The organism is Nocardia sp. NPDC058176, from assembly GCF_042883805.1.
In the GTDB taxonomy this organism is placed as follows: domain Bacteria; phylum Actinomycetota; class Actinomycetes; order Mycobacteriales; family Mycobacteriaceae; genus Nocardia.
In genome coordinates this window covers 136556-149345 of record NZ_JBHVVA010000005.1, presented here as the reverse complement: position 1 = coordinate 149345, position 12790 = coordinate 136556, and the positions used below count along the sequence as shown (strand labels likewise).

At 70.0% G+C, this 12790-nt stretch carries 12 protein-coding genes; 7 read left to right on the top strand and 5 right to left on the bottom strand.

From position 1 onward, the window contains the following. Positions 1–24 precede the first annotated feature (24 nt). On the bottom strand, positions 25–786 hold the full coding sequence (locus ACFVVM_RS25030; protein WP_387622749.1) for an SDR family NAD(P)-dependent oxidoreductase: 762 nt from the start codon (positions 784–786) through the stop codon (positions 25–27). A gap of 543 nt (positions 787–1329) precedes the next feature. Here ACFVVM_RS25030 and ACFVVM_RS25025 point away from each other — a divergent pair. Next, the gene (locus ACFVVM_RS25025) at positions 1330–3681 is read left to right on the top strand and encodes an Hsp70 family protein (RefSeq protein WP_387622746.1); all 2352 of its coding nucleotides are present in this window, start codon (positions 1330–1332) and stop codon (positions 3679–3681) included. A gap of 161 nt (positions 3682–3842) precedes the next feature. On the opposite strand, the gene ACFVVM_RS25020 is transcribed toward ACFVVM_RS25025, so the two are convergent. After that, positions 3843–4493 (bottom strand): TetR/AcrR family transcriptional regulator, encoded by a 651-nt coding sequence (locus ACFVVM_RS25020; RefSeq protein ID WP_387622744.1) that lies wholly within the window; start codon positions 4491–4493, stop codon positions 3843–3845. A gap of 102 nt (positions 4494–4595) precedes the next feature. Between ACFVVM_RS25020 and ACFVVM_RS25015 the strand changes: the two genes are divergently transcribed. From ACFVVM_RS25015 to ACFVVM_RS25000, 4 genes are read left to right on the top strand one after another with little or no spacing between them, the layout of a single operon-like run. Then, on the top strand, positions 4596–5270 hold the full coding sequence (locus ACFVVM_RS25015; RefSeq protein ID WP_387622741.1) for a hypothetical protein: 675 nt from the start codon (positions 4596–4598) through the stop codon (positions 5268–5270). Position 5271: 1 nt separating this feature from the next. Beyond that, positions 5272–6105: an SDR family oxidoreductase gene (locus ACFVVM_RS25010; RefSeq protein WP_387622739.1), complete on the top strand. Its 834-nt coding sequence runs from the start codon at positions 5272–5274 to the stop codon at positions 6103–6105. After that, positions 6102–7388 carry an alpha/beta fold hydrolase gene (locus ACFVVM_RS25005; protein ID WP_387622736.1) on the top strand — a complete coding sequence of 429 codons (1287 nt, stop codon included), beginning with the start codon at positions 6102–6104 and terminating at the stop codon, positions 7386–7388. The genes ACFVVM_RS25010 and ACFVVM_RS25005 overlap by 4 nt, the downstream gene beginning before the upstream one ends. Before the next feature lie 19 nt (positions 7389–7407). Next, a complete protein-coding gene (locus tag ACFVVM_RS25000; RefSeq protein WP_387622734.1) occupies positions 7408–8289 on the top strand; it encodes an HAD family hydrolase in 882 nt (293 codons plus the stop codon). Between the two features lie 3 nt (positions 8290–8292). Here ACFVVM_RS25000 and ACFVVM_RS24995 read toward each other — a convergent pair whose 3' ends face one another. Beyond that, positions 8293–8709 carry a VOC family protein gene (locus tag ACFVVM_RS24995; RefSeq protein WP_387622731.1) on the bottom strand — a complete coding sequence of 139 codons (417 nt, stop codon included), beginning with the start codon at positions 8707–8709 and terminating at the stop codon, positions 8293–8295. A gap of 93 nt (positions 8710–8802) precedes the next feature. Here ACFVVM_RS24995 and ACFVVM_RS24990 point away from each other — a divergent pair, with 93 nt between their 5' ends. After that, a complete protein-coding gene (locus ACFVVM_RS24990; protein ID WP_387622728.1) occupies positions 8803–9741 on the top strand; it encodes a helix-turn-helix transcriptional regulator in 939 nt (312 codons plus the stop codon). 63 nt (positions 9742–9804) lie between these two features. Here ACFVVM_RS24990 and ACFVVM_RS24985 read toward each other — a convergent pair whose 3' ends face one another. Together ACFVVM_RS24985 and ACFVVM_RS24980 are read right to left on the bottom strand one after the other, a co-directional pair. Next, positions 9805–10515, bottom strand: a complete 711-nt coding sequence (locus ACFVVM_RS24985; protein ID WP_387622726.1) for an SGNH/GDSL hydrolase family protein — start codon at positions 10513–10515, stop codon at positions 9805–9807. Between the two features lie 14 nt (positions 10516–10529). Then, positions 10530–11942, bottom strand: a complete 1413-nt coding sequence (locus ACFVVM_RS24980) for an MFS transporter (protein WP_387622723.1) — start codon at positions 11940–11942, stop codon at positions 10530–10532. A 101-nt stretch (positions 11943–12043) separates the two neighbouring features. On the opposite strand from ACFVVM_RS24980, the gene ACFVVM_RS24975 reads away from it, so the two are divergent. Beyond that, complete coding sequence (locus ACFVVM_RS24975; protein WP_387622720.1) at positions 12044–12670, top strand: TetR/AcrR family transcriptional regulator; 627 nt, start codon at positions 12044–12046, stop codon at positions 12668–12670. The last annotated feature ends 120 nt before the right edge of the window (positions 12671–12790 follow it).

Sequence of the window (12790 nt, the reverse complement as noted above, 5' to 3'; positions counted from 1 at the left end):
TGTGGCGGGCCTTCGGCATTGCGGTCACTGCGCGGTGAAGCCGCCGTCCACCGAGACCGCGGCACCGGTGACGAACGAGGCCTCGGTGCTGAGCAGGAACGCGCACAGCGCCGCGATCTCCTCGGGCTGGGCGATCCGCCCGATCGGGTGCAGTGCCGCGATCGCCGCCTCGCCCTCGGGTGTCGCGCCCATCGACGCGCGGAACGCCGGGGTCTCGACCGCGCCGGAGAGCAGCGCGTTGACCCGCACCCCCGCCGCCGCGGTCTCGAGCGCCACCGACTTGGTGAGCCCGACGACACCGTGCTTGGCCGCCACATACCCCGCGACCGAGGCCATTCCGACCACGCCGAGGTTGGAGGCGTTGTTGAGGATCGCGCCGCCGCCGGAGGCGGTGATCGCGGGCACCTGGTGCCGCAGGCCGTGGAAGACCCCGGTCAGGTTCAGGGCGAGATCGGCATGCCATGCGGCGGTGTCCATCTCGGCGACCGGGCCGAAGGCGTTGATCGCACCCGCGTTGTTGAAGGCCGCGTCGAGCCGGCCGAACGTGGTGAGCGCGCCCTGGGTGAGGCGTTCGACGTCGTCCTCGACGGTGACGTCGGTGGGGATGAACAGCGCGCGCCCGCCCGCGGCGCGGATCTGCTCGGCGACCTGCTCACCCTGATCCTTGCCCCGCGAGCCGAGCACGACGGCCCCGCCCTCGGCCGCGACCCGCAGCGCCACCGCCTTGCCGATGCCAGAACCGGCACCGGTGATGAGGACGACCTGGTCGGCGAAACGAGTGGACATGTGTATTCCCTTCTGTCCCTTGATGTTCGGAGACCCACCTGGCGTCTCTCCGTGCTTCGAGTCAACCGTCGCCGGCCGGTCTGCGCTGGCGGGTATCGGTCGTTGCATTGACGCATCATCTTTCGCGGTGCGAGCACCGATCGGCGGCAATGTATTTCGGCGAAAGTGAAATCTGATCAGCGGTAAATGAATTGATTACCGGTCGGTAAGTGCGCTGATTATGGCCAATAACAAACCGCAAGAATGTATTTATCGGTGGCTCAGGACGATTACTCGCTAGTAGCTGACTCTCGGAGTCTGCAGGTCGACCCGGCATCGTTCAGGGGACTGGACGATTGTCCGTATGCCTCGTTACCTGCGTGTATCCGCTAACAAGGGCCAAAGGTCACGTGTTTCGTATCAATCAGGCAGCAATTCGTTGATGAGGCAGTTAATCTGTGCGAGCTGTTTGGAAGACGACCGCGGCCACATGGTGCGCTCGCGTGCTGGACGTGGTCACGGTGCGTTGACGGGATAGCAAAAAACATGACCAGAGGTCTGGGCTTGAGTATCGGTACGGTCAATGCGATTTCGGCGGTCGTCGCCGAGGATCCGGCCAAACCGGCGGTGCGCACACGACGCACCGCACTCACATTCGACGAGGCGGGTCGGCCCCGCATCGGGGCGATCAACGAATTCGCCTCCGCCATCACCGATTTCGCGGACCTGAGCCGCGAACCGGAGCCGATCGTGATCGGCGGCAGGTTCTACTCGGCGACCAACCTGATCGCCGAGGTGGTCACCGGGCTGATCGAGCTGGCCGAACCGGCCGAAGGCGCCGTATTGACCTATCCGGCGGTGTATTCCGACAAGCAGGTCGCCCTGCTCGGGCAGGCGCTGCATCTGGCGGGCGCCGGTCAGGTGCTGCTGGTGCCGGAGCCGGTCGCCGCCGCGGAATGGCTCGAGCTCGAACAGGGCCCGCTGGCACCGGGTTTCGTGCTCGTCTACGACCTGGGCGCCAACAGTCTCGACCTCACGGTGCTGCGCGTGGGCCCCGACTGGCCGCACCATCCGATGATCGGCACACCCGTGCGCTCCACCGATTTCGGTGGCAAGCCGCTGGGGGAGATGGTCGCCCGCTACGCCGGTGAACCACGCTCGGCGCGCGCGACCCAGACGCTCACCTCGATGGTGAACATCGACGCACTGCGCGCCGAGCACATCCGCGACACCTTCCCGCTGGTCAGCAACAGCGTGGCCGCCGCGGGCCTGCGCCTGGCCGATCTGTCGCGGATCCTGGTCGTCGGCGGCGCCACGCGCGCGCCCGAGGTCACCCGGACCCTCGCCGAACTCGGCGTCCCGCTGGTCACCGTCGCCGATCCCGGCCAGGTGGTCGCCGCGGGCGCGGCGGGCCTGGCGGCGCGCACCTTCGCCCCCGAGCAGCAGAGCGGCGGCGCGGGTCCGCACGTCGCCGTGTTCTCCAGCGCGGCGGTGGTTTCCGCGCTGGCGATGTCGGCGATGACGGTGTTCGGCAGTCCCTTCGATCCCGGTCTCACCCCGGTGCTCGACCGGTTCCCCGCGCTGGGCGCGCCCGCCGACGCGCTGCTCTACGACATGAGCGCCGAGTTGGTCGCCGCCCGGACCGCCGGGCTGCTCGGCAGCATCGACCCGGTCACCGGGCGGGTCGTGGTCGCCGGCGCGGCCGCGGCTCGCACGGCCTACGAACGGTTCGTCGCCCCGGACCGCGCACCCACTTCCGCCAAGACCTTCGCCGGTGGCGAGCGCGGCGGTTCCAGCCGCCAGGGCATTCCCGACGACGAATGCCGCTCGCCGCTGGCCCGCACGACCTACGGCGATCCGGCCCGCTTCATCAACCCCCTGCCCTTCGAGAAGTCCGTGCATCCGCCGAACCGAGCGACCAACCCGGGGCCGCCGGACCTGCCCTCCGCGGGCCCGATCACTTCGCCCGGCACGAATCCCGGCGCGCCCTCGACTCCGGGCGAACCGTCGACTCCCGGTGGACCCTCGGTGCCCGGTCTTCCGTCGACGCCCGGGACGGAGACGCCCGGCGCCACGATTCCGGGGACCGGTCCGTCCACGCCGACCGACGGCACCGCGGTGCCCGGTATCGGCACACCCGCCGACAGCGGAGCCTCGGCGCCCGGTGGAACCGGCACGGGCACTGCGCCTTCCGGAGGCACGGAGTCCGGTGGCACAGCGCCGGGCGGTGGTACCGGTGGCGCCACCGACGGCGGATCGGGTGGTGGCTCGACCGGTGGGCCCGGCGGAACGGACGGATCCGGTGGTGCCTCCGGCGGTGGTGCGTCGGGTGGCGGTGCTTCCGGTGGTGGTGCGTCGGGTGGCGGTGCTTCCGGTGGTGGTGCGTCGGGTGGCGGATCCGATGGTGGTGCGTCCGGCGGTGGTGCTTCTGGCGGTGGCGGCGCGTCGGGTGGCGGTGCCTCCGGTGGCGGCGGATCCGACGGCGGCTCGTCCGGCGGAGGTGCTTCCGGTGGTGGCGGCGGTGCATCGGGCGGCGGTGGCGGTGCGTCGGGTGGTGGCGGTGGCGCGTCGGGCGGCGGCGCGTCCGGCGGCGGTGCGTCCGGTGGCGGTGCATCGGGCGGTGGTGCCTCTGGCGGTGGCGCATCCGGTGGCGGTGCTTCCAGCGGCGGCGCATTCGGCGGAAACTCCTCTGGCGGTAACTCTTCGGGCGGCGGCGCATCCTCCGGCGGCTCGACCGGTGGCTCCTCGTCGAACGGCACCTCAGGTGGCGGCTCGGGCGGCTCCTCGACCGGCGGCTCCGGCAGGGGCGGCTCCTCGAAGGGCGGCTCGTCCACGGGCGGCGATTCCTCCTCCGGCGGCTCGAAAGGCGGCGGCGGTGGCGGAGGTGGGGGCGGAGGCGGCGGCGGCCGACGCTGACCGAAAAGCACTCCTACGGCGACGGAGTCGCCATGCAGGCCGCCGCGGCCTGGCGATCTCCGCCGACCGATCGCGATGAAATCTGCTGCGCGACAACACCCGGCCAGACCTACCGGTCGCTGATGACTCTCATGGGGTGACCGGCGGGTTCGGTCATCGGTTCAGGCACCGTCTCGTGCGTCGTGGCGGGAGGTTTCGCCGGCGAGGCCGTGGTAGATGATCTCGCGCACCGTTCGAGTGAGCCGTTCGAAGGCGTCGGGTGCGGGGTCGCGGAGCTGATACATCGCGGCGGCGAGCAGCATGCCGTTGACGGCGCGGGCCGCGGCTTCCACGTCGAGATCGGCGCGGAAGTAGCCCGCGTCGACGCCGTGCTGGAGATAGCTGCTCTGGAGCGCGGCAGCGGAGTCGTAGAAGCCGAGGACGCGTTCGGCCATTTCGTCATCGATGGCCGCGGCTTGGAGCAGCAGGAACCGTGCGGCGCGCGGGTCGTCACTGAACACCCGGGTCAGTGTGTCGGTGATTCGCCCGGCTTGCGCGCGGTAGTCCGACAGGGTCGCGGGGGCCTCCGGCGGGAGTTCGGTCAATGCGGCGCTCAGGCGGGCCATCAGGTCGTCGAGGACCTGTTCGGCGATGTCGTGCTTGCTCTGGAAGTACAGGTAGAAGGTGCCCTGTGCGATGCCGACCCGCTTGGCGATGTCGGAGATGCCGGTGGCGTGGTACCCGCGTTCTCCGAAGCAGGCCAGGGCGGTGTCGAGGATCTCCCGTCGCGTTTCCTGCTTGCGTCGTTCGACGCGTGAGAGGGGCTGAGCCATGCCGGTGATCGTAGTCGAGCGCACCTCGGTGACCCATAAGTCATGAAATGAATATCCAGTCAGTTATTGACTGATTGTTCATTCTGGCGTTTCATGGAGGTCATGACACGCAACATCACCACCGGTTCTGCCACGGTCGCGGCTCGGGTCGCCGGGCTGAGGGAGCTGGCCGCGAACGACGCCCAGGCCGCGCAGGACGCCACACTGGGCTGGTTCGCGCGCCTCACCAGAGACTTCGGCAAGCCGGGGACCACGGCCGAGATCGAAGAACTGTTCGCGCTCGGCACACCGCCGCGGCCGGTGGGCCCCTCCCGCGGTCACCTGATCGGCTGGGGCGATTGGGCGGGCATCGACCCCGCCGGTCGTGTGCTCTTCACCGCCATCAAGGCGGTCTGTGAGCGATTCGATTCGTCCCGGTTCTGGCTCGGGAAGAAGTACAACCCGCAAGGCAACAGCACCAACCAGTTCACGGCCCTGTTCGCGAACGTCGCACGGTTCGTCCTGCCCGGCTTGCTGACGAAGGTCGGCGACGTCTACGAGGGCCTCGAGATGATCACCTACGTGGAGGGCGCGTATTCCTCGCCCGGCACGGACGCGTTGATCCTGGACTTCGCGCCGATCGAGTCGAATCCCAAGCTGGGCCGCAACATTCGCGACGAGGTCGTGGAGATCGTCCCCGGGGTCCACCTGGCCCGCAAGACCTGGAACAACGGCAAGGGCGGCTATCCGTTGATCGCGCACTGGTACGAGACCGTCGAGATCGTGCGGGGAGCCTGAGATGAAACCCGTGCGGCTCGCCGGAGTGAACGTCGCCGTCACCGGTGGCGCGAGAGGCATCGGCCTGGCCACTGCGAGAGCCTTTGCCGCCCAGGGCGCCACGGTCCATGTCGGCGACATCGACGAGGGCGCGGCGCACGCGGCAGCGGCCGAGATCGGCGGGAAGGGTTACGCCGTGGACGTCCGTTCGCGTGAGTCCTTCGCCGCGTTCCTCGCCGCGATCGACGGCCCACTGGACGTGCTGGTCAACAATGCCGGGATCATGCCGATGGGTCGCTTCGTCGACGAGGACGACCTGATCACCGACGCGATCCTCGACATCAACGTCAGGGGTGTGCTCATCGGTGCCAAACTCGCCCTGCGCGGCATGCTCGCCCGCGGGCACGGGCACATCGTCAATGTCGCCTCCTATCTCGGTGAGGTGCCGGCCGCCGGACTGGCCGGCTACTGCGCCTCCAAACACGCGGTGATCGGTTTCAGCGAATCGCTTCGCGACGAATTGCACGGGACCGGTGTCACCGTGACCGCGGTGCTGCCGTCGGCGGTGCGTACCGACCTGGTCGCCGGTGTGCGGCTCGGCGGGGTGCTGCCCACCGTCGAGCCCGAGCGCATCGCCGACGCGGTCGTGGCTTCCTGTCGACATCGCCGTACCCTCGTCGCCGTCCCGGGCTGGATGCGCGGCTACAAGATCGTCGCCGCGCTGCTGCCCGATCGAGTGCTCGCCGCGGTGCGTGGCGGCCTCACCCGCGATCGGGTGTTGCACAGCCTCGACAACACCGCCCGTAGCGCCTACGACGCCCGCGTGCGCCGCGACTCCGCCGACCTGCAGCGATGACTCTGCGCCGCACCATCATCGGATCACTGTGCGCGATCATGATCGCCCTCCCCGCGGCCGTACTCACGGTGCCAGCCGCCGCCGACCCGGTCCCCGCGTTCTATGACCAGCCCGCGCCACTGCCGCCGGGTGCTCCCGGCGACGTGATCCGCACCGAACCGGCGCCACTGACCCTGTCGGTACCGATCCCCACCGGTACCCTGCCCGGTACCGCGACCCGGATCATGTTCCACACCAGTGACACGCACGGGAGCCAGGCGGTGTCGACCGGGCTCGTACTGAAACCGGCTGCGGCATGGCAGGGCCCCGGGCCGCAGCCGCTCGTCGCCTACCTCAACGGTGTCCACGGACAGGGACGGCACTGCGCGCCGTCACTGCACATCCCTGGGTCGATCCGATACAGTCCGCCGCTGGGTGTCATGGCCGAGTACGAATTGCCGTTCCTGTACGCGCTATTGGCGCAAGGCTATGTCGTCGTCGTGCCCGATTACCCTGGCCTCGGTACCGAAGGCACCCCCTCGGCACTCAACCCCATCGCCGAGGCCCGCACGGCTCTGGACGCGGTCCGTGCCGCCCAGCGCCTCGGCGACCCCGCGATCCCGGCGGGTGGCCCGGTCGTGTTCACCGGATACTCGCAAGGCGGCAACGCGGCAGGCGGCGTCGCCGAGGAACTCACCGGCTACGCGCCCGAACTCGACGTCCTGGGGATCATCGCCGGTTCGGTGCCCACCGACCTGCGGGTTGTACTCGCCCGCGCCGAGGGCGAGGCACTGATCGCCGTGGCCGGATACGTGCTCAACACTGTGTCCGCCTACTCTCCTGAAGCGGCACAGGCGGTTGACCAGCTGCTCAGTCCCGCCGGACGTGCGCTGATGAACGACGCCGCCGGCCAATGTGCCACCGAAGCCATCCTCCGCTACGGATTTCAGCACTCCACCGCGTGGACCGCCGATGGGCGGCCGCTCTGGCAAAACCTCGACGAGAACCCGGTGACCCGCGACGTCGCCGATCGGCTGTCGCTCGGACACCGTGCTCCCCGAGTGCCGATCCTGTTGATCACCGGAGACAACGACGATGTCCCCGCGGAACCGGTCGCCGACCTGGCCGACCGCTGGTGCGCCCGCGGAACGACCGTCGCGTTGCATCGCACCGGGATTCCGGCCATCGCGCCCGGTGCGATCGTCGGCCACAGCCTGAACCTGCTCGCCGCGTTTCCCGGTGTCATGCTCGGCTGGATCCACGACCGCTTCGCCGGCGCCCCCGCGCCCAGCACCTGTGGCTGAACCCGGACGATGAGATGTTGTGGGCCCGTGGGTATCCGAGCGGGTCGAACGGCTGGTGAAATGGGGTGTGGGTGTCGGTGGGGGCGGGCACAATGGGGTGGTGGCCGGACTCGGGGGAGCGCCGAAACTGATTGCGCTCGATGTGGATGGGACCCTGTTGGCGACGGGGTCGGCGATCAGCGCGCGGGTCACCGCGGCGGTGCGGGCGGCGGTGGCGGCGGGGGCGCATGTGGTGGTGACCACCGGGCGCACGGTGCTCACCACCCGGCCGGTGCTCGGCGAACTGGGGCTCACCGAGGGGCACGCGTTGTGTTCCAACGGAGCCGTCCACGTCGACGTCGCCCGCGGTGAACCCGTTGCCGTGCAGTCCTTCGATCCCGGTCCCGCGGTGCTCGCCCTGCGCGCGCTGTTCCCGGAGATGGTCTTCGCCGCCGAACGGGTCGGCGTCGGCACCTGGGCGACCGGGCACGGTCCGGGGGAGTACTCGATCGGCGATTTCCAGCTCGTCGACCACCGGGTGCTGAGCAGTGCGCCGACGCCGCGGCTCAACGGCTGGTGGCCCAGCGGCACCGTCGAGGAGATGCTGAGCCTGCTCGCCTCGCTCGATGTTCCCGACGCATCCTGGGTCCACGGTGAATACGGGCCGTGGCTCACCGTTTCCCGCCGCGGCGTGTCGAAAGGCTGGGCGCTCGAACGCCTCCGGAGCGTGCTCGGCGTCGCGCCCGAGGAGACGCTGGCCATCGGCGATGGCTTCAACGACCGCGAAATGCTGCGCTGGGCCGCGCATTCCGTCGCGATGGCGAGCTCACCCGCCGATGTGCTCGCCCTCGCCGATGAGGTGACCGGCGATGTCGCCGAGGACGGGGTGGCCACCGTCCTCGAACGCTGGTTCACCGGCTGACCCTCAGGTCGTCGCGGCGAGCGGCGCCGTCATGGCGACGAAGTGCGGGTTGGTCATGATCCCGAGGACATTGCCGAACGGATCGAGCACCGCCGCGGTCGCGAACCCCGCCCCCTCGCCGCGCTCGGTGATCGGCTCGTACTCGGTGGCGCCGAGCTCGAGCAGCCGGGCATGGGTGGCCGCGAGGTCGTCGACCTGCCAGAACACCACTCCGCCACCACCCGGCGCGTTCTGCGCGCCCGCGGGCGCATAGGCCCGGTTGATGATGCCCAGCTCGGCTTGCAGCGGGCCGACCCGGAACTCGTAGTAGCCACCCGGCACCTCGTAATACGGTGCGATGCCGAGGAATTCGGTGTACCAGTCCTTGGCGGCGGTGAGGTCGTCGGCGTAGTAGGTGGTGGTGGCCATTCCGTTCAGCATGGGCTTCTCCCTGTGTCGTTCCTGGTGTCGACACTGACTTTGCCAGCCAAAGTGCGCATCGAATGAGCACTTTTTCCGGCAGAATCGTCGTGTATGCGAGCGGACAGATTGGTGGCCACCCTGCTGTTGATGCAGGCGCGCGGCCGGGTGACGGCAGCGCAGGTCGCCGCCGAACTAGAGGTGTCGGTGGCGACGGCCCGCCGCGATCTGGAGGCCTTGTCGGCGGCGGGCATCCCGGTGTACCCGCAGGCGGGCCGGGGTGGCGGCTGGTCGCTGATCGGCGGCGCCCGCACCGACCTGTCCGGTCTCACCGCGGGGGAGACCAGGGCCCTGTTCCTGCTGGCCGGGCCCGCGGCGCAGGCCGCTCCCGAGCTGAAATCCGCGCTGCGCAAGCTGGTTCGGGCACTGCCGCAGACCTTCCGCGCGGACGCGGCCGCCGCGGCCGACGCCGTGGTCGTCGACCCGGCCCGGTGGGGCCGGCCCGATCCCGAGCCGCCCGCGACGCTCGAAATCCTGCAGCGTGCGGTGGTGGATCGTCGCCGGGTGCGGATCGACTATCTGCGGTCGGGTCAGTGCACCACCCGGACCGTCGATCCCTGGGGGCTGGTGGAGAAGGAGACTGTCTGGTACCTGATCGCGGGCACCGATCGCGGCAGGCGCACCTTCCGCCTCGACCGGATCGTCGAGGTCGCGGTGCTGGACGACACCGCCGACCGGCCCGAGGATCTCGACCTCCAGCAGCAGTGGGCCGAGATCGTCACCCGGATGGAGCAGCGCCGGGCCGCCGTCGCCGCGACCGTCCTCGTCTCCGCCGCGCTCGCCCCGATCCTGGACGACCAGCAGGGCCGCAACTGCACCCTGCTCGGCCCGGCCGACGACGGCCGGGTGCGCGCGAGCATCACCGCCGATACGACGAAGATGCTCGCGCGCCAACTGGCGGGCTGGGCCGGGGATGTCGAGGTCGTCGAACCGGCCGAGGTCAGGGCCGAACTCGTCGCGCTCGGTACCGAGCTGGTGCGCGCCAACAGCTGAGTTCGGCAGCGGTTGGCGGCGGCCGCTGCCGAGCGCCTGTGCACGAGTCCCGCCCCGCGCCGATCAGGACGCGGCGATGCGCGCGCCCAGCGACTTGATCACCTCACTGGCCACGACCGCGTGCCCGCTGGTGGTGAAGTGGATGAGGTCGGCGCTCATCAACTCCGGCCGCGATCGCACCGGATGCTCCCAGAATTCGGTGAACACGGCGTCGTACTCGGTGGCGATCGCGCGGACGACGTCGTTGAGCGCGGCCATCTTCGGGCGCATGGGCCGCATCGGCGCCATCCGCTCGACATCCCATACATCGGCGACGGTGAAGACGGACAGTTGCGCGCCAGTGGCGGCCAGCGCCGCGCAGATCGTCGAGAGGTTCTCATACAACCGGTCGAGGTCGGCGCCCGGCTCGAACAGATCGTTGCCGCCGCAGTTGACGTGCACGAGATCCGGTGCGAATTCCAGGATCTCGGGGAGTTGCCGGTCGAGTACCTGGGTGCTGGTCGCGCCGATCCGGCCGGTGTTGCGATAGGTGATCGCGGGTTCGACCGCGGTGAGCGCGGCCGCGACCCGGTCCGCCCAGCCGGTGGGTGCGTAACCGGGACTCGGGTCACCGGTGCCCGCGGCGATGGAGTCGCCGAGCACCGCGAAGCGCCGCCACGGTGCTCCGGTGAGCAGGACGTGCGCCTGCCGCTCGGTCAGGATCAGCGGGTCGTCGGACTCGGTGTAGGTCGCCGCGGGGTGGTCGTCGGCGGACAGCGGGGTGGTGGAAGACATGTCGGTCTCCTGGGTCAGTCGGTGGAACGGGTGGGCAGGGCGAGCAGCAGGGCCACCGCGACGCCGATTCCGGCGCACACGGCGAACAGGGTGTGGAAGCCGCGCAGTGCGTCCTCGGCCGTCGCGGCGAAGATCGCCGCGAGTATCGCCACGCCGAGCGCGCCACCGACCTGTCGCACGGTGACGTTCATGCCGATTCCCGCCGCGAACTGTTGCGGTGGCACCGAACTCGCGGCCGCGGTGCCGAGCACGGTGATGACGAAGCCGATGCCGCCGCCACCGAGAATCCCGGCCGGAATCCAGGCCGACCAGAGCGCGGGCTCGTGGCCGAAGGCATCGGTACTCATCCACACCAGCGCCGCGGTGTACATCAGCGCGCCGAACACGCCGATCCAGCGCTGTCCGCGCGCGGACGTGATGCGCCCGGCGACGATCGAAGTGACCATCGCCGCGACCGCGCCGACGGTGAGTGCCGCAGCCGAGGCGAGTACCGAGTATTGCCAGATCGTGTGCAGGAACAGCGGTCCGGCGAGCAGCCAGGCGAACATCGTCGCGCCGAACAGGAACGCGCCCGCATTGGCGAGCGCGAAGCGGCGATCGCGCCACAGCGCCACCGGCACCGCGGGATTCGGTCGCCTCGCGGAACGGACCAGGGCGAACAGTGTCAGCGCGACACCGCCGAGCAGCAGGGCGAGCGTGCCGGGTGCGGTCCAGCCCCACGACTGCCCCTCGGTGACGGCGGCGACGAGTGCGCCGAGTCCGAGCGCGATGGCGACCGTGCCGAGCGCATCGGGCAGCGCGGTGTCGCGACCGCCGTTGCCCGCGTCCGGCAGCCGCAGTCCCGGCACGATCAGCGCGAGCGCGATCGGCACATTGATCAGGAAGACCGCCCGCCAACCGAATCCCTCGACGAGCGCACCACCCACCGCCGGGCCGACGACCGCGGCGAACCCGCCCGCCGCCGACCACGCGCCGATCGCGGTGCCGATCTTCGCGCGCGGGGTGACCGCGAGGAGCAGTCCGAGTGCGGCGGGCACCATGAACGCCGCCGTCATGCCCTGCAGGATCCGTCCGGCGATGAGCCATTCCGCGTTGGGCGCGAGCCCGCACAGCAACGAGGTCACGGCGAATCCGGTCAGCGCCAGGGCGAACAGGCGCTTGCGGCCGAGCACATCGGCGAGGCGCCCGGCCGGGGTGAGCAGGGCCGCGAAGGCGATCGCGTAGCCGCTGACGATCCAGGTCAGTGTGGCGGTGGCGGTGTCGGGAAAGCTCAGGGCGATCGTCGGGAACGCGATGTTGACGACGGAGAGGTCGAGGAACGCGATGAAGGCCGCGCCCGCGGCGACCGCGAGGGTGCGGCCCGCGGCGCCGGAATCGGTGGGTGGTTCGGCGAGCGAATCATCGGGTCGAGCGGAGACATCGGTCATGCGGAGTCCTTCGAGCTCAGAATAAGAACGTACGATCGTTCGTGCATAAAAGTACGACCGTTCGTTCGACTGCGCAAGAGGGGAGTGGAAGAATGGTGCGCATGACCCAGCTGACGGAACCGACCGATCAACGGCTGGCCAAGGGCGCCCGCGCCAGGGCGACCATTGCCCGCCGCGCCGCCGAACTCGCCTCCGTCGAAGGTCTCGACGGGCTCTCCATCGGGCGCCTCGCCACCGATCTCGGGCTGAGCAAGAGCGGCATCGCCACCCTGTTCGGCACGAAGGAGGCCCTACAGCTGGCCGCCGTGCAGGCCGGTCGCGACATCTTCGTGCAGCGGGTGATCGCGCCGAGCCTGGCAGTCCCGCGCGGCATCGACCGGATCCGCACCCTGCTCGACCGCTGGTTCGCCCACATCGACGAGCCACCCTTCCCCGGCGGCTGCTTCCGGGTGGCCACCCTCACCGAGTTCAGCAGCAAGACCGGCCCGGTCCGCGACGCCGTCGTCGCCGACCACGCCGAATGGCTCGGCTTTCTCGCCGCCGAGCTCACCAAGGCCCGCGAACTCGGCGCTCTGTCCGGGGTCGATCCCGACCTGCTCGCCTTCGAACTCGACGCCATCGTGAGCGCCGCCAATATCGCCCGCCAGACCGGTGATCCGTCCCGCGTGGATGCCGCGCGCATGATTGCCGCGCGACTGCTGTCCACTGCGCCGGCCACCGGCGAGTGAACCTTCTCGAAGGCGGGCTCGCCCGGACATGCGCACGGCGTCGTCACCTGTGATGGGTGGCGACGCCGTGATTCGATGACGTTCTGGGCTGGATGCGTGCGGTTCCGTGATCGGCTCTTC